This window comes from Leucobacter komagatae (assembly GCF_000834055.1).
Taxonomy (GTDB): Bacteria; Actinomycetota; Actinomycetes; order Actinomycetales; family Microbacteriaceae; genus Leucobacter; species Leucobacter komagatae_A.
Genome location: NZ_JXSQ01000043.1, coordinates 1 through 16,755, shown reverse-complemented (window position 1 = coordinate 16,755; position 16,755 = coordinate 1). Strand labels below are relative to the sequence as shown.

Genomic DNA, 16,755 nt, shown 5'->3' with positions numbered 1-16,755 from the left:
TGCGTCGTGCCTCCCGATCCTCATTCAGATGCCGATCTTCTTCTCGCTGTTCTACGTGCTCCGCAAGGCGTCTGAGAACACCGTCGGAATCGGCCTCATGAACCGTGAGCTCACGGATAGCTTCAACCAGGCAACGATTTTCGGTGCTCCACTGAAGATGAACTTCACCCAGGGTTGGGAGTCGCAGAACTGGGTAGTCGTTGGCCTCCTCGGCGCGATCGTCATTCTCATGATCGCCTCACAGTTCTTCACTCAGCTGCAGATCATGTCGAAGAACGTTTCTGACGAGACGAAGAACTCACCGATGTACCGCCAGCAGAAGATTCTGCTCTACATCATCCCCTTCGCCTTCCTGTTCTCCGGCGTCACCTTCCCGCTCGCGCTCAACATCTACTGGATGACCTCGAACATCTGGACCATGGCGCAGCAGGGCATCGTCATCAACACCATGCCGAACCCCGGTTCCGAAGCATGGCGCACCCGCCAGGCACGACTCAAGGCAAAGGGTAAGCTGACTGAGGACGAGACTGAGACGCCGACCACAACGGCTCAGCCACAGGGTCAGCGGCAGCAGCCAGTGAGCGCTAAGCGCGCGAAGAAGAAGAGCAAGTGAGGACGCCCGTGAGCGAAGAGCGTGAATTCTCCGAGGTCGAAGAGGTCACTCTTGAGACCCTTGAGTCTGATGGCGACCTCGCCGCGGACTATCTCGAGGGATTGCTCGACATTGCTGATCTTGACGGTGATCTCGACATCACCGTAGAGAACGGCAGGGCCTATGTTTCGGTGACCGGGGGCGGCCAGAGCATCGATAGCCTGGCAAACCCCGATACCGTGCAAGCGTTGCAAGACCTGACCCGCCTCGCAGTACAGGCGAAGACCGGCCGCTTCTCGCGGCTCATCATCGATGTTGCTGGATCCCGCGTTGCGCGCGAGGAGCAGCTCGTCGGTCTCGTCGACTCTGCGATCGCGCAGATTGCCGCTGGTCGCGAAGAGGTTCGCCTCGAGCCGATGTCCTCGTACGAGCGAAAGCTCGTTCACGACCAGGTCGCCGAGCGGGGCTATTACTCGGGATCGCAGGGCGAGGGAAAGAGTCGCCGGCTCGTCATTCGCGCCGCACAGTAGGGTTTCACGTGAAACACGACGATCTCGACTCGGCAGCCACTGCGCTAGAGGTCGAGCCAGCAGCAGCCGCAGAACTCGCGGGCGACCGCATTGACGTGCTCCGCGCGTTTGCAGCGGACCTCGCCGCGCGCGGCGAGGAGCTCGGTCTCATCGGGCCGCTCGAACTCCCCCGGCTCTGGACACGTCACCTGCTGAACAGCGCGGTGCTTGCACCCCTGATTCACCCCGGAACGCGCGTTGCTGACATCGGAACGGGCGGCGGGATGCCCGGCCTCGTTCTGGGCATCATTCGCCCCGATGTTGAGTTCTACCTCGTTGAACCGATGGAGCGCCGTTGCGCCTGGCTCGGCGAACAAATCGACCGCCTTGGGTTGACCAATACGCACGTGAAGCGCGGCAGGGCCGAGGAGTTCCACGGCGCGTTTGAGGCGGACTACGTCACCGCGCGTGCGGTCACAGCACTGCGCAAGTTGGTTCCGCTCACGGCACCGCTGCTTCGCGAAGAGGGCGAATTGCTCTTCCTCAAGGGTGCTGCAATCCATGAGGAGATTGAGGCCGCCCAGAAGGTGTTGCGGAAGTTCAAACTGCGCGACATCGAGGTGGCCGAGCTCGGTGCTGACCAGCTTTCCGAAACGACCCGCGTGTTCCGAGCTAGAGTAGGTACTCATGGCTGAGAAACCACTCGTCGCCGACCATCTCGAGGACAAAATTAAGCGACGCAAGCATCTGCAGAACACCCCGTCTCCCCTGCCCGAGCGCACGAGGATCATCACGGTTTCCAACCAAAAGGGTGGCGTGGGCAAGACGACCACGACGGTGAACCTCGCATCGGCACTTGCTCGCCGCGGCGCGAACGTACTGGTCATCGATCTCGATCCGCAGGGCAACGCGTCAACCGCTCTCGGTGTCCCTCACCGGCCAGAGACCACAAGCGTCTACGAGGTCTTGTTGGGCGACGCGACCATTGCCGAGGCACTGCAGGAGTCGAGCGATCACGAGAACCTGAGTTGCGTCCCCTCGACCATTCACCTTGCTGGTGCCGAAATCGAGCTAGTCTCTCTCGTCGCCCGGGAGCAGCGGCTACGCACCGCGCTCACCGCGTTCCTCGAGTCCTCCGAGCGCAAGTACCATTACGTGTTTATTGACTGCCCGCCGTCGCTCGGTCTGCTCACGGTCAACGCCTTCGTCGCGGGCAGCGAAGTCCTCATTCCGATCCAGTGCGAGTACTACGCACTGGAGGGACTAAGCCAGCTACTGGGAAATATTCAGTTGATCCAGAAGCACCTGAACCCAACACTTCAGGTATCGACGATTCTGCTCACCATGTACGACGCGCGCACCAACCTTGCTCAGGAGGTCGCGAACGAGGTACGGGAGCATTTCCCGAAGGAAGTGCTCGACGCGGTTATCCCCCGGTCCGTGCGCATCTCGGAGGCCCCGAGCTACGGGCAGACGGTTCACGAATACGACAGCGCATCGATTGGTGCGCTCGCTTACCTCGAGGCAGCTGCCGAGATAGCCGAACGCGGTACAGGCAGCAAGCTCGACAATGAGGGAGTCTAGGATGGCAACGAAAAAGCGGAGTGGTCTTGGCCGTGGGATCGGCGCACTCATTCCTCAGTCCCCCTCGGAGGGCGAGCGTCCCGTGGACGTGTTCTTCCCAGCCGCAGCCGCGGCGGTGACCACGCCGGCAGCGGGCGACCAGGCAAGCGACATCGCCGGAGCAACACCACAGACGGAGGATTCCTTGGTGGAAGTTCCCGGAGCAGAGTTGCGCTCACTGAGCGTCTCGGACATCGTGCCCAACCAGTTGCAGCCGCGAACCGAGTTCGATGAGGAAGCCCTCGACGAGCTCACCCACTCGGTGCGCGAGTTCGGCGTGTTTCAACCGATCGTCGTTCGCGAGATCGTCCCGAAGCCTCGTTCCGGCGCCCACTTTGAACTCATCATGGGTGAGCGACGCCTGCGCGCATCCAAGCGTGCGGGTCTCAAAACCATCCCGGCGATCGTACGCTCGACTGCGGACGAGCACATGCTGCGCGACGCACTGCTCGAGAACCTCCATCGCGCGCAGCTCAACCCTCTTGAGGAGGCGTCGGCGTACCAGCAGCTTCTCGCTGACTTTGGGATCACGCAAGAGCAGCTCGCCGAGCGAATTGGGCGGTCACGGCCACAGATCTCGAACACGATCCGCCTGCTGAAGCTCCCGGAGCCGGTGCAGGCTCGCGTCGCAGCCGGAGTGCTCTCCGCCGGTCACGCCCGCGCTATCCTCTCTCTCGACGGCGATGTGCAGGCGATGCAATCACTCTCCGATCGCATTGTGAATGAGGGACTCTCGGTACGTTCGGCGGAGGCGGTAGCCGGCGAAACACCCAAGCGTCGATCGCCGAAGGCACGCCCAGGAGCCGTCCAAGCACAGCTTTCTGAGATTGCGGATCGCCTCGGCGACCGCTTCGACACTCGCGTAGCGGTGAAGCTCGGTGCGAAAAAGGGTCAGATCTCGATCGATTTCGCGACCATCGCTGACCTGAAGCGCATTCTCGAAGAGTTGGGCGATCCAGGCTTTCACTAGCCTGCTCGACCCCCGGACAACCGGTCTGCGAAGCAAAGCCCGAACGCACAGCCGGGCCCTGATCGGCGATCATTCGCACCCGAACCGTCGCCACATTCCGCCATTCCTTGACTCCATCGAAAAGGTGACATAGCGTCCTGGGTAACCAGACACTGCGAGCGTGAGCCGCCGAGTGCTTCGCCTGACGGAGGAGGAACGATGGTTCTGCGACGCCGTCTCGTGAGCTCTGGGAGCGCGCTGGAAACCATATCCGGGCAGCGGGCATCGGTGCGGTAGCGCGCTCGGTAGCACTCAGATGAAGGAGTCGGCGCGCACGCTGCTCACGCTGATCGTGAGCCAGTTGCTCGCCGGCGTAGGTGTGGCCTCAGGCGTTGCGGTCGGCGGGCTCCTCGCGGAGGGTCTCAGCGGCACGGTTGCGATCGCAGGTTTCGCGCAGACGTCGGCTGTGCTCGGCGCTGGCCTATCGGCCATTCCGCTCGCCCAGCTGGCGCAACGAAAGGGGCGGTCCGTTGCGCTCACAACGGGCTATACAGTCGCGGTGGTGGGCGCTGGCATCGTGCTGCTGTCGCCGCGTTTTGGGCTGGTCGCCCTATTTGTTGGCCTCGCGCTGTTCGGGGTGGCGACGGCGGCGGGGCTGCAGGCGCGATTTGCCGCTTCCGAGGCGGTTGCGCCCCAGTTCGGGGGTCGTGCGATGTCAATTGTGCTCTGGTCCACGACTGTCGGGTCGGTGGCGGGGCCCAACCTGTCGCAGCTGGGAAGCGATGTGGGCGAACTCCTTGGCATCGCACCGCTTTCCGGGCCGTTCATCTTCTCCCTCGTGGCGTTCGCTGGAGCGGCTATCCTACTTTCGGTGTTCCTCGGCGGGCGCGAACCTCAGGCACCTGCGGGGCCACGACCGGCCTCGCAACGGGTCGGCACGATGGCGGTGCTGGAGTCTGCGGTGCGCAGTCCAGGCGCCGTTGTTGGGCTGCTGTCCGTCGTGACTTCACACACGGTGATGGTCGCGATTATGGTCATGACGCCGATGCACATGACGATCAGCGGGCACGGGCTCGATGCTGTGGGTATCGTCATCAGCGTGCACATCTTCGGCATGTATGGCGCGAGCCCGATTTTCGGATGGCTCACCGATTTACTCGGGGAGATACCGGTGATCTTCATAGGGGTCGGCATCTCTTTAGGAGCCGTCGCCTGTGGGGTCGTCGCGGCCAGTCAGGGAGACGACATGATGCTCGTGATGATCGCGCTCGCGCTCCTCGGCCTCGGGTGGTCGGCGGGGATCATCGGAGGATCGGCGCTGCTCACACGATCAACAGCCCCGGAACAGCGAGTGCAACTGCAGGGCGTGAGCGATTCGCTCATGAACTTCGCAGCGGCAGCGGCAGCGGCGTGCTCTGGCCTGGTGCTCGAGCTGGGAGGGTTTGAACTCTTAAATGCGGCGGCCGGTGCGCTGCTGCTCCCCCTGCTGGTCGTATCGACCAGCTTGTTTGTCCGTCACAGGAACGACACGAGCGGTACTCAGCGCGCGGACGAGGTGGGTGACTGAACGGGGCAAAGGCCCCGGTTCGGCCGCGTTCGCGCTCCTCGATTACGCGTGAGTGAGCGCGAACGCGACTGCGGTCCGAAGCCCGCTTAGATAATTCCGGTGAGCTCGTTCTCGATCATCTGCTTGGGCATTGCGCCGATGATCTCACGCACCTCTTCGCCGCCCTGGAACACCTTCATCGCTGGGATTGAGGTGATGCGGTACTGCGCGGCAAGCGCCGGGTTTTCGTCGACATTGAGCTTGACGATCCGCAGCTTGCCCTCTTGCTCTTTCGCGATCTCAGCGAGTACCGGCGCGACGGCGCGGCAGGGGCCACACCATGCTGCCCAGAAGTCGACAAGGACGGGGATTTCGCTCTGCAGTACAACCTTCTCGAAGGTCTGCTCGTCGACGTTGATTGGTTCGCTCATGGTGAGACTCCTGTCATTCTGACGGTGGATGGTTAGCCAGCTACTGCGGCAGCTTCTGGCTGCGCTGCGCCGTCGAGCGCGGCGAGGTAACGCTCGGCGTCAAGTGCTGCGACGGTGCCCGAGGCAGCAGCGGTAACTGCCTGGCGGTAGCTCGGGTCGATGACGTCGCCAGCTGCGAATACGCCTGAGGCTGAGGTCTGCGATGAGCGGCCCTCGACAGCGATTGTTCCCTCATCGGTGAGATCGAGCTTGCCGTGCACGAGGTGGGTGCGCGGGTCGTTGCCGACAGCAACAAAGAGCCCCTCGATGGGGAGTTCGCTTTCCGTGCCGTCCACGGTGTTGCGCAGCGTCAGGCGATCGGCGGAGGACTCGCCGTGGATCTCTGCGACCTCTGAGTTCCAAATGAACTCGATCTTCTCGTTGTCGAAGGCGCGCTGCTGCATGATCTTCGACGCCTTGAGCGAGTCGCGGCGGTGGATCACGTAGACCTTCTTCGCGAAGCGGGTGAGGAATGTTGCCTCCTCCATCGCTGAGTCGCCGCCGCCGACGACCGCGATCGTCTTGTCGCGGAAGAAGAAGCCATCGCAGGTTGCGCACCAGGACACCCCGTGGCCCGAGAGTCGCTCTTCACCTTCGACGCCAAGCTTGCGGTACGCGGAACCCGTGGCGAAAATCACGGAGCGCGCTTCGTGTACGGTGCCGTTCGTGTCGGTGAGTCGCTTGATCTCACCGGTGAAGTCGACCTCGGAGATGTCGTCGTACACGACCTCCGTGCCGAAGCGCTCCGCCTGCTCCTGCATCTTCTGCATGAGGTCGGGCCCCTGGATGCCTTCGGGGAACCCGGGGAAGTTCTCAACGTCGGTGGTGTTCATGAGCTCTCCGCCCATGCTCACCTGGCTCGCGAAGAGCAGCGGGGTGAGTTCGGCTCGCGCAGCGTAGATTGCTGCCGTAAACCCCGCAGGGCCTGAGCCGATGATGATGACCTCGCGCATGATTCTCCTTATGCTGTGCCGTGTGGCTGGTAGGCGGTACAACCCATCCTAAAGCCGAGCTATTCCCGTGGGCTGAGTGACTTGCGCCTTCGGACGCTACGCCAGATGCCGAAGCCGAACAGCAGGGCAGCTGCGGTGCCGAGGAGCGTAATTGCTACGGTCTCGACTGCGCTACTGATTGCGACTTCAAGTCGCCCGGTTGACGCCGTAAATTCGCCGTCAAGGCTTGATACGGAGAGCAGCAGCGCCGACTCGCCAGAGGAGACGCGGCTGTTCGTTGGGACGAGTACGTGTTCGCTCGAATCCTCAGGAAGGTGAATGTCTGTGAAGTGTCGCTCGGGCAGAGCGAGCGCAGCCGACGTCGGTGCCACCTCGAGCGAGACCACGACGTCGAACGGCAACGAATTGCGCAGCTGAATGGGGATCCGCGTTGATCCGCCGACGAGCTGGGCGCGTTTCGTGTCAACGAGCCGAACGCCTTCGCGTAGCTCGCCGTCGCGCTTGGCGAACTGCGCTGCGACCGCCGGGAAGTTCGCCTCGGAACAGCGTTCTTCGTACCGAACAGGGTGAGGAGACGCTGCCGCTGGTAGCTGTCGAGGTACTCGGGGTCAGCCAGGAGCGCCCGGATTTCGAGGACATCTGCTTCGTTCTCGAGCGCGGTGCCGAGCAGCTCGATGCGCTCTTCGTCGGGGGTTCCAGCGATGAGTTGCGCGGTTCCTGCTGGCTGTCCCGCTGGCGCGACCGTGTCGATCCAGCGCTCGCCCGTGAGGGATTCGAGGATGTCCTCAGGGTGCGTTGCTTCGGCAGCGCCGCCGCGATCGACGCCGAGAATGAGGCCCTCGATGCCAGAGCTTGCTGCGAGGGCGATCCGTGCAGCTGCCTGTGCGCGGCCGAGGGCCCGTTCCGTGTCCGTCTGCCCTGTCATCGAGAGGCGTACGGCCGTGTCGAGTTCTGCGTCGGTGACGAGTACCGTGCCATCCCCGAGCGTTGCGCGCGGGCCGCCGGCGAGCCGAACGTTGTCTGAGGAGAGGACGGTGAGGTCGAGGCCAGCCCCGCGCAGCAGCGCTAGGGTGCGGTTGCTCGCCTGGCCAGCAGCCGGCCAGGCGCCAGCCAGCCCGTGATCCCACGCGGTCAGTTCTTCGTCGCTCGGGGGCGGTTGTGGCGCGTCTGGCGAAGGATCGCTGTCAGCGGGGTCAGCGGGCTCGTCTGGCTCGTCAGAAGCCGGCTCGTTGTTGGGTGCGGTCGCGTCGTCTGGCTGCGCTGGGCCACCGGTGGATCCTGGCCCATCGCCCGTGGGATCTTGCGGGTCGGCGTTGGTCGGATCGTCTGCGCCCTCCCCGGTCTGCTCATCCGGTGCGGTCGCCGGCTCCCACGCGCCGAATCGCGTGACGAATTCGAAGCCGGCTGGCTGGAGCAGTGCTTCGAGCCCGAGCGCGGCCTGCGCGGCGGGATCAGCGTCACCAAATTGCAGTAGGAAGCTGGGAAGCGTTGTTGTTTCGAGCTTCTCGAGTAGCTCGGTGGCAGCGCGTGGCGCCTCGGTTCCGTACCCGCGGATCGCGGCGACGATGCGCGGGTCGATGGCGAGCACGGACTGTGAGGCCTGCGCGTATTCGAGGAGTGCGTCGAGCCGGGGAATTGCTTCGCTCAGCTGTGGGCGGCTTGGCATCGATTGCACACTCGAAGGGAGCGTGAGCGGCACGATCGTTGCGAGCTTCACCTTCGCTGCGGTGTCGGGCCCCTCCCACACGAGCGGGCTGAACGTCGTGAGCGGGGTGGCTACGGCCGAGTCGCTTGCGGCGTATGTCGCGTAGAGCGGGTACACGCCGCGGCTCGCAGCAGTGAAGACGGGGATGTCCTTGATGGGCACGGCGACGGTCGCGCTCTGTTCGCCACCTGCCGCAACAGCATCGATTGCGACGGTCGCGATGATGGTCCGGGGCGTCGCCGCTTGGCCCTCACCGCCAGCAGGCTCCTCAGGCACCGTTGCGGCCGGTTGCGTCGCGCTTGGCCCGGTGAGTGGTTGCCCGAGTGCGAGCTCGACTGAGCCTTCGGGTGCGGTGACGTCGCTCTCATTGCGCAGCAGCACGGTGAAGCGGGCTTCGGTGTCAGCCTGTGTGAGCACGGGCGCTTCGGGCGCGACGATGAGTTCGAGCTGTTCGGGGGCGGCCTCGACCGCCTCATCTGTCGGCTCTGGAGTGTTGGCCGCTGCCCGCAGTGTTGGCAGTGACGCGCCGCTGGCAAGGAGCGCGCCAGCAATCAATACGGCCGCCAATGCCCTCGGTCGCCGGAGTACTCGCATGTGAGTAAGTGTAGAGAGGTCTCGACCCAGGTACCCTGAGTGGGTGCTTTCTCTCGCAGAATCGATGACCGCGCTCCGTCACATTGCCGAGTCGCAGCCTGTGGCAACCCTGTCGCTTGCCTTTGCCGACGCTGGACACGAGTTCGCTCTGGTTGGCGGGCCGGTGCGGGACGCGATGCTCGGAAGAGCGGTGACCGACCTCGATTTCACCACCTCTGCCCGACCCGACGAGACCCGCGCGGTACTCGAGTCGCTGACGAAAAATATCTGGGACGTTGGTCGCGACTTCGGCACGATCGCGGCGCAGATCAACGGTGAGCAGGTGGAGATCACCACCTACAGGGCAGACACGTACCGGGACGACTCGCGCAAGCCCGAGGTGAGCTTCGGCGACACCATTGACGGTGATCTCGTGCGGCGTGACTTCACGATGAATGCGCTTGCGCTCATGCTGCCTGAACTCCGGCTTGTTGATGTGGCCGGCGGCGTGGAGGACCTCATTGCCGGGCGGATCGTCACACCGGCCTCCCCGGAAGCTTCGTTCACGGACGATCCGCTCCGCATGCTCAGGGCTGCGAGGTTCGCCTCGCAGTTGGGATTCGAGGTTGCGCCGGAGACCGAAGCGGCGATGGTGCGTTTCAGTGAGCGGCTCGACATCATCTCGGCAGAGCGGATCCGTGACGAGCTCACGAAGCTGCTCCTCACGGCTGATCCCCTGCCGGGAATCAGGCTGCTCGTGGACACAGGGCTCGCCGCGCGGTTCCTCCCAGAGCTCGTCGAGCTCGTGGCCACTCAGGACGACCATGGCCGACACAAGGACGTCTATGAGCACAGCCTGACCGTTCTGCGGCAGGCCATCGAGCTCGAGGCTGCACGCCGCGACCCTGAGGTGGAGGAGCCGGCCGCGCCGGATCTTGTGCTGCGCCTCGCCGCGCTTCTCCACGACATTGGGAAGCCTGCGACGCGCCGCTTCGAGGGCGGCGGAGTCACGTTCCACCACCACGACATCGTTGGCGCGAAGCTCGCGAAGAAACGACTCAGGGAACTTCGCTTCGATAACTCCACCATCAAGCGTGTTGCGCGGCTCGTCGAGCTGCACCTGCGCTTCTTCGGGTACAGCGACCAGCAGTGGACTGACTCCGCTGTGCGGCGCTACGTGCGCGATGCCGGGGGCGAGCTCGAACAGTTGCACATTCTCACCCGTGCGGATGTGACGACGCGCAACCGGCGAAAGGCTGAGCGCCTTGAGCACGCATACGATGACATCGAGCGGCGGATCACGGAGCTCGCGGAGCAGGAGGAGCTTGCCGCGGTGCGGCCTGAGCTCGATGGGGCCGCAATTATGCGGCTGCTTGAGATCCCACCGGGGCCGCTCGTCGGACGCGCCTATGCGTACCTGCTTGAGGTTCGACTCGATGAGGGCGTCATCGGTGAGGAAGCAGCGACGCAGCGTCTGCTCGCCTGGTACCGGGAACAGACTGCTGGCTCGGAAGGTTAGGTCACACGTGAATACTGAAGTTGCTGCCTGGTTCGGGGGCGCGAAGCGCGTGATGTTTGTCCACGCGCACCCGGATGACGAGACGATTGCGACGGGCGGAACGCTCGCCGCGCTTGCCGAGGCTGGCCTTGAGCCGCTCCTGGTGACCCTTACCCGCGGGGAGCGCGGAGAGGTGGTGTCCGGACCGTTCTCGCAACTCCAGGGCACCGACGGCCTTGCCCCGCACCGACAGGCAGAGCTCACCGCCGCGCTGGCAATGCTCGGTGTCGAGCGGCATGTCTTCCTAGGGGTTCCGCCTGCGCGCGCGGCCGAGCTGCAGCCAACGATCTACGAGGATTCAGGGATGCAGTGGCTGGCCGATGGGCTGGCGGGCCCAGGGGCTGAGGCGACGGCCGACGCCTTGACCGTCGTCCCCGCTGTCGAGTCCCTGAACGATCTGCTTGCTGCTGCGCATGACGCTGCCGCAGGTGCGATCGTGAGCTATGACGACGGCGGCGGGTACGGGCACCCTGACCACGTTCACGCCCACAGGATCGCGCGCGCGGTGGCGTACGCACTTGATCTACCATTCTGGGAAATCGTCCCGGAAGCCGAAGGATCCGGTGAGCAAGCTCGCCCGGCCGCTGGCAACGCTTCGGTGGACGGCGACGGCGACGGCGCGCCGCCGACGCTCGAGGTGCACGACATTACGCCGTGGCTCGACCGGAAGACGGTTGCGCTGCGCGCGCACGCGACACAGCTCACGGTTGAGGGCGACGAGATCGTTCACGTCGGAGGGCAGCGACAGGCCATTTCACCGGTCGAGACGTTCAGGTTCACTGCTGCTTCGTAGCAGCTGAAATGGCCCTGCCGAGATTCGGCGATTACAGTAGGCATTTGGGCTTGTTGCCCGCACAGAAAGAAATTGGGGTATCGATGAGTGTGAAGGTCGCCCTCGCGGGAATTGGAAACTGCGTGAGCTCGCTCGTGCAGGGTGTTGAGTACTACCGTGACGCCGCAGACGATGCGCAGGTCCCCGGACTGATGCACGTTCGGCTCGGTGGGTATCACGTGTCGGACCTCGAGTTTGTCGCCGCGTTTGACGTTGATGTCGACAAGGTCGGAAAAGACCTCTCGGAGGCGATCTGGGCTGGGCACAACAACACCATCAAGTTCTCAGATGTGCCGCACATCGGCCTCGAGGTGCTTCGCGCCCCGACGCTCGACGGTCTCGGAGAGTACTACCGCGACGCAGTCGTCGAGTCTCCGGCCTCACCCGTCGACGTAGTTGCTGCGCTTCGCGAGTCCGGCGCTGAGGTGCTCGCGTGCTACCTCCCGGTCGGCAGCGAAGAAGCCGTGAAGTTCTACGCACAGGCAGCGCTCGAGGCTGGCGTCGCGTTTGTCAATGCGATCCCGGTGTTCGTCGCAAGCGACCCGGAGTGGGCGGCAAAGTTCACCGAGGCAGGCCTGCCGATCGTCGGCGACGACATCAAGAGCCAGGTCGGCGCGACCATCACACACCGCGTGCTCGCGCGCCTGCTCGAGAGCCGTGGCATCGCGCTCGACCACACCTACCAGCTCAATGTTGGCGGGAACATGGACTTCAAGAACATGCTCGAGCGCAGCCGGTTGCGCTCGAAGAAGATCTCCAAGACGCAGGCCGTGACCTCGAACATCTCAGCGGATCTCGACGCAGGCGACGTGCACGTTGGTCCGAGCGACCACGTGCCGTGGCTCGAAGACCGGAAGTTCGCTTTCGTGCGGCTGGAGGGCCGCGGCTTCGGTGATGTGCCGATGATGCTCGAGTACAAGCTCGAAGTGTGGGACTCGCCGAACTCCGCCGGCACGATGATCGATGCGATCCGCACCGCGAAGGTCGCGCTTGATCGCGGCCACGGCGGTCCGGTCGAGGCAGCTTCCGCATACTTCATGAAGTCGCCGCCAGTGCAGAAGCCAGACGACGAGGCCCGAGCAGAGCTCGAGGCCTACCTCGCCGGAGCGTAACCAACCGCGTGCGGCCGCAGGGACACTACCCCGCGGCCGCAGCCGGTTGCGCGGTGCTCCTGAATCAGGCAGCTAGCCGCTCGTAGATCCGCTCGAGCTTCGCTGCGTGCGCGAGCCAATCGTGCGACTCCGCGTACAGACGAGCCGACTCCCCCAGCCGCGCCCGGAGCGCACCGTCCATGAGGAGGGTGGCGACGGTCGACGCCCACGCGCGGGGATCTCGGCCGTCAACGTGCAGCCCAGACACCCCCACTGGCACAGCCTCCAGTAGCCCGGTGTGCCCGCCGCTCACAACCGGCACCCCGCACGCAGCTGCCTCGAGCGCCGTCAGCCCGAAGGTTTCAGAGTGCGACGGCACGAGCACGAGGTCACTCGAGGCCAGCAGCGCGGCAGCGGCTGGGCGAGACTGCGCCGGCAAAAAGCGGACGTTGGCCCCGATCCCCCGCTCGTCTGCTAGCTCGCGTAACCCCGCCGCGTATCCCTCAGCGCCCGGCGTTGGCTCCCCCGCGATGATCCACTCGGTGCTGGCGAACAGGCTCGGGTCGGTGGCAGCGAGCTCGGCTGCCGCGCGCAGCGCAAGATCCTGCCCCTTGAGCGGCTGCACGCGCCCGAGCACCGTCACCCGCAGAGGTGCCTGCTCGGTGTGCGCATCCGCTGCGGGGCGCGCGAGCGGGCGAAACAGATCCGTGTCAACGCCGGGGTGCACCACGGCCTCGCCGAATCCGGGGGCGCCGTAATGCTCCGATACCGCTGCCAACTCGCTCGCGCTCCCGGCGATCACACTGCTGCTCGCCGTCAGCGATCGTTCGGCTGCAATCCGCGCTGCTGGTTCCGGCCTGTCCCCTGCAGCGAGGCGCGCGTTCTTCTGGGCTGCGATGGTGTGAAACGTTACGGCAACGCCGCCGCGACGCTCGCGGAACGCCGCGTGCGCCGCAAGACCGCTGAGCCAGTAGTGCCCGTGCACCGCGTCGAACGGGCCGAGGTCACGAAGCCCGGAGGCGAAGTCGGAGACGACGCCGGGCAGTTCACCCTTTGCCAGGTCCGGCGCGCCGGCGTCGATGGCGACAAGCCGGGGCGCGCCGGGACCCCCCGACACACCCGCGAGCGGGTACTCCCCCGCAGCGAGCGTCTCGCTCGCCCTGGTTGCGACGATAACCTCGTTCCCGCGGAGCGCGAGCGCACGTGCAGCAGCGGCGACGACCACGTTCATGCCGCCGGCGTCGCCGGAGCCTGGCTGGGCCGACGGAGAGGTGTGCATGGAGACGAGAGCGATCCGCATGGCTCCACTCTAGGGCTGGAGGTGGTAGGCTACTGAGGTTGTCTGTGCGCAAAGCACTCTGCTGATCGCTCAGGCACGATGCAAAAACACCCTCCTGCCACAGAAATACTGTGGCCGTGAAGTCCGAAGGAGGTGGGTCAGTAATGCATCCTTACGAACTCATGGTGATCCTCGATCCCGGTATCGACGAGCGCACCGTGGCTCCCAGCATGGAGAAGTTCCTCACCGTCATTCGCAACGCGAACGGCGAGATTGAGAACGTTGACATCTGGGGCAAGCGTCGTCTTGCCTACGAGATCAACAAGAACACCGAGGGGATCTACGTCGTTGTGAACTTCACCGCGACCCCCGAGGCTACCGCTGAGCTCGATCGCCAGCTCGGTCTCTCCGAGGCTGTCCTGCGCACGAAGGTGCTCCGTGCAGACGAGCTCATCGCTCAGCGCGCAGCGCAGTCGAAGCGCGACCAGGCTAAGGCTGCTCGCGCAGCTGCCAAGGCGAGCGCATAGCCCATGGCCGGAGAGCCGCTGATCACTGTCGTCGGCAACCTTGTTGCCGATCCTGAGCCTCGCGTAAGCCAGGCCGGTAAGTCGTGGGTGACGTTCCGCATCGCCTCGACCCCGCGCGTGCGCGACCGCCAGTCCGGCGACTGGTCGGACGGCGAGGCGTTGTGGCTTGGCTGCCGCGCCTACGGTGAGTACGCCGACAACATTGCGGCGTCGCTCACGAAGGGCATGCGCGTCATTGTGCAGGGTCGTCTGACCCAGCGCAGCTACACCGACAACCAGGGCCAGCAGCGCACCTCACTCGACCTTGAGGTCGAAGAGGTTGGGCCGTCGCTCCGTTTCGCCACCGCTCAGGTGACGCGCGGCGCGGCACGCGGCCAGGTTGGCGGCTTCGGCGGCGGTGCCGGTGGCGCCGCTCAGCCAGCAGGCCAGAGCAGCTGGGCACAGCCGCAGCAGGAGAACCCCTGGACCAATTCAGGTCAGCAGGGTGGATCCGCAGCGCCGAAGACCTCCTCCGATTTCGGTGGCGGCTTCGACGACGAGCAGCCCTTCTAAGACAGCAATTTTGTTCCGGTTTGCGCCGGAACGCATCACGAAAAGAGACCAACATGGCAGGCAAGTCAAGCGGTGCAAGCCGCAAGCCGGCTCGCGGCAAGAACGCGAAGGCGGCAGCACCGGCGAAGAAGCAGACGGTTGGCGTCATTGATTACAAGGACGTCCAGACGCTTCGCAAGTTTATTTCCGAGCGTGGAAAGATCCGCGCCCGCCGTATCACCGGCGTTTCCGTCCAGGAGCAGCGTTTGATCGCGAAGGCAGTGAAGAACGCCCGCGAGATGGCTCTCCTCCCCTACGCCGGTTCCGGCCGCTAAGGAGAGAGCATCATGTCGAAAGTAATTCTCACGCACGAGGTCCGTGGCCTCGGTTCCGCAGGTGACGTCGTCGAGGTCAAGAACGGCTACGCACGCAACTACCTCGTGCCCCAGGGCTTCGCGGTGAACTGGACCCGCGGTGGCGCGGCCCAGGTTGCACAGCTTCAGGCAGCGCGCGAGGCTCGCGCGCTCGCATCGGTCGAGGACGCGCAGGCGCTGAAGGCGACCCTCGAGTCGTCGAAGATCCGCCTCCACTCGAAGGCCGGAGTTGGCGGACGCCTCTTCGGTGCAATCAAGCCGGCCGCAGTTGCTGCTGCCGTCTCGGATGCAGGCCTCGGCGAGGTCGACAAGCGCAAGATCTCACTCCCGTCGATCAAGTCGACCGGTGAGTACAAGGCAACGATCCACCTCCACGAGGGTGTCGACGCTGAGGTCACGCTGCAGGTCATCTCGCAGCGCTAAGCTGCGATTTTTCCGCACCACACAACGGGCGGGGTCTGGTTCCTTCGGGAACCGGCCCCGCCTTTTGCGTTCCCGGCGTTGGGCCATGGGCGGGCTGTGAGCTGTGGGCGGGGCTGTGGGCCGTGACAGGTGGGCAAAGCGGGCTCCTGTGCGGCGACGTGCGCCCGGAACTCGGGGGTTGCCAGCGTGCACACCACCTGGGCAGTGTTCGCGCGCCTACGGGCTCCTGGCGGCTGAACGGCGCGTGAACTACTGGAATACTCGCCGGTCAGGGAACCAGCAGTTTGGGGCTCGAGCGGCCCTCTACTTGTCCACACGCCCGGGCCGCACACAACATTCAAGCTGTACCTGAAGGTTGAATAACTTTTCCAATGTGGAAAGAGTAAAGCCCAGGTCAGACGGCATGTCTGGCGGCATCTCCCAAAACTATCCACAAGTTATCCCCACGTGTGTGGACAAGATTTGGCGTAACCCCGTCGCTTATGCACATAGTTATCCACAGGCTGCACACCCCTCCGTTTGAGCCCACTGCGGGGTGCACCTACGGTGAATGTCTGAGGTCTGGTATGTCATCAACAGGTAACGAGACCACGCCTCACAGAAGGAGTCCTGACCGTGTCGATTGCGCATTTGGGCATCGCATCTCCCGACGAAGAGCAGCGGGGGCATGAATACGAACGCACCCCGCCGTACGACCTGCTTGCAGAGCAGAGCGCGCTCGGTGGCATGCTGCTGTCGAAAGACGCCGTAGCCGACGTCACCGGTGTGCTCAAGGGCCACGATTTCTACGTACCAAAGCACGAGGTCATCTACGAGGCCGTGCTTTCGCTGTACTCGCAGGGCGAGCCGACCGATGTGATCACCGTCACCGACGCACTGTCGAAGACGGGTGACCTCCAGCGCGCCGGCGGAGCGGAGTATCTCCACACGCTCACCAGCATCGTGCCGACGGCCGCGAACGCCGGCTTCTACGCAGACATCGTCGGTGAGAAGGCCCTGCTGCGACGCCTCGTCGAAGCAGGCACGCGCATCGTTCAGATGGGTTACGCCGGCGAGGGCGAAGCGCTCGACCTTGTGAACACGGCGCAGTCCGAAATTTACGGTGTCACCGGCGAAGCACAGAGTGAGGATTACGTTCCGCTGTCGCTCGCGGTCGATGCGGCAATCGAAGAGATCCACCGCGCAAACTCCATGCCAGAAGGCATGCTCGGTGTCCCGAC

The 16,755-nt window shown here is 64.4% G+C and carries 17 protein-coding genes and 1 pseudogene; 14 read left to right on the top strand and 4 right to left on the bottom strand.

All coding sequences use genetic code 11. The features are described 5' to 3' along the window. From yidC to SD72_RS15955, 6 genes are all read left to right on the top strand, one after another. The coding region (gene yidC / locus SD72_RS15980) for a membrane protein insertase YidC (RefSeq protein ID WP_042545467.1) at window positions 1–613 on the top strand (613 nt) is incomplete at its 5' end. An 8-nt stretch (window positions 614–621) separates the two neighbouring features. Next, a complete protein-coding gene (locus tag SD72_RS15975; protein WP_084767288.1) occupies window positions 622–1,122 on the top strand; it encodes a Jag family protein in 501 nt (166 codons plus the stop codon). Window positions 1,123–1,130: 8 nt separating this feature from the next. After that, window positions 1,131–1,796: a 16S rRNA (guanine(527)-N(7))-methyltransferase RsmG gene (rsmG, locus tag SD72_RS15970; protein ID WP_042545464.1), complete on the top strand. Its 666-nt coding sequence runs from the start codon at window positions 1,131–1,133 to the stop codon at window positions 1,794–1,796. Beyond that, entirely contained in the window at window positions 1,789–2,685 is an 897-nt protein-coding gene (locus SD72_RS15965) for a ParA family protein (protein ID WP_042545463.1), read from the top strand. The genes rsmG and SD72_RS15965 overlap by 8 nt, the downstream gene beginning before the upstream one ends. Window position 2,686: 1 nt before the next feature. After that, complete coding sequence (locus SD72_RS15960) at window positions 2,687–3,694, top strand: ParB/RepB/Spo0J family partition protein (protein WP_042545462.1); 1,008 nt, start codon at window positions 2,687–2,689, stop codon at window positions 3,692–3,694. A 295-nt stretch (window positions 3,695–3,989) separates the two neighbouring features. After that, window positions 3,990–5,240 carry an MFS transporter gene (locus SD72_RS15955; RefSeq protein ID WP_042545461.1) on the top strand — a complete coding sequence of 417 codons (1,251 nt, stop codon included), beginning with the start codon at window positions 3,990–3,992 and terminating at the stop codon, window positions 5,238–5,240. Between the two features lie 86 nt (window positions 5,241–5,326). Here the strand turns inward: SD72_RS15955 and trxA are convergent, their stop codons facing one another. From trxA to SD72_RS18735, 3 genes and pseudogenes are all read right to left on the bottom strand, one after another. Continuing rightward, a complete protein-coding gene (gene trxA / locus SD72_RS15950) occupies window positions 5,327–5,680 on the bottom strand; it encodes a thioredoxin (protein WP_269745601.1) in 354 nt (117 codons plus the stop codon). A gap of 2 nt (window positions 5,681–5,682) precedes the next feature. After that, window positions 5,683–6,642: a thioredoxin-disulfide reductase gene (trxB, locus tag SD72_RS15945; protein ID WP_042545459.1), complete on the bottom strand. Its 960-nt coding sequence runs from the start codon at window positions 6,640–6,642 to the stop codon at window positions 5,683–5,685. Between the two features lie 59 nt (window positions 6,643–6,701). Beyond that, window positions 6,702–7,118 (bottom strand): annotated as a pseudogene (locus tag SD72_RS18735) (DUF6049 family protein); the annotation flags it as partial. 1,866 nt (window positions 7,119–8,984) lie between these two features. Between SD72_RS18735 and SD72_RS15935 the strand changes: the two are divergent. The 3 genes from SD72_RS15935 to SD72_RS15925 all read left to right on the top strand — a co-directional run bounded on the left by SD72_RS15935 (window position 8,985) and on the right by SD72_RS15925 (window position 12,422). Beyond that, window positions 8,985–10,439: a CCA tRNA nucleotidyltransferase gene (locus SD72_RS15935; protein WP_042545457.1), complete on the top strand. Its 1,455-nt coding sequence runs from the start codon at window positions 8,985–8,987 to the stop codon at window positions 10,437–10,439. A gap of 7 nt (window positions 10,440–10,446) precedes the next feature. Beyond that, the gene (locus tag SD72_RS15930; protein ID WP_232299831.1) at window positions 10,447–11,271 is read left to right on the top strand and encodes a PIG-L family deacetylase; all 825 of its coding nucleotides are present in this window, start codon (window positions 10,447–10,449) and stop codon (window positions 11,269–11,271) included. A gap of 83 nt (window positions 11,272–11,354) precedes the next feature. Beyond that, a complete protein-coding gene (locus SD72_RS15925) occupies window positions 11,355–12,422 on the top strand; it encodes an inositol-3-phosphate synthase (protein WP_042545456.1) in 1,068 nt (355 codons plus the stop codon). A 64-nt stretch (window positions 12,423–12,486) separates the two neighbouring features. On the opposite strand, the gene SD72_RS15920 is transcribed toward SD72_RS15925, so the two are convergent. Further along, the gene (locus tag SD72_RS15920; RefSeq protein WP_042545455.1) at window positions 12,487–13,701 is read right to left on the bottom strand and encodes a glycosyltransferase; all 1,215 of its coding nucleotides are present in this window, start codon (window positions 13,699–13,701) and stop codon (window positions 12,487–12,489) included. Window positions 13,702–13,844: 143 nt separating this feature from the next. Between SD72_RS15920 and rpsF the strand changes: the two genes are divergently transcribed. The 5 genes from rpsF to SD72_RS15895 all read left to right on the top strand — a co-directional run. Then, on the top strand, window positions 13,845–14,207 hold the full coding sequence (gene rpsF / locus SD72_RS15915) for a 30S ribosomal protein S6 (protein WP_042545454.1): 363 nt from the start codon (window positions 13,845–13,847) through the stop codon (window positions 14,205–14,207). A 3-nt stretch (window positions 14,208–14,210) separates the two neighbouring features. Continuing rightward, window positions 14,211–14,759 carry a single-stranded DNA-binding protein gene (gene ssb / locus SD72_RS15910; protein WP_042545453.1) on the top strand — a complete coding sequence of 183 codons (549 nt, stop codon included), beginning with the start codon at window positions 14,211–14,213 and terminating at the stop codon, window positions 14,757–14,759. A gap of 53 nt (window positions 14,760–14,812) precedes the next feature. Further along, window positions 14,813–15,073: a 30S ribosomal protein S18 gene (rpsR, locus tag SD72_RS15905; protein ID WP_042545452.1), complete on the top strand. Its 261-nt coding sequence runs from the start codon at window positions 14,813–14,815 to the stop codon at window positions 15,071–15,073. Between the two features lie 12 nt (window positions 15,074–15,085). Beyond that, a complete protein-coding gene (rplI, locus tag SD72_RS15900) occupies window positions 15,086–15,535 on the top strand; it encodes a 50S ribosomal protein L9 (protein ID WP_042545451.1) in 450 nt (149 codons plus the stop codon). A 615-nt stretch (window positions 15,536–16,150) separates the two neighbouring features. Then, the coding region (locus SD72_RS15895; protein WP_042545450.1) for a DnaB-like helicase N-terminal domain-containing protein at window positions 16,151–16,755 on the top strand (605 nt) is incomplete at its 3' end.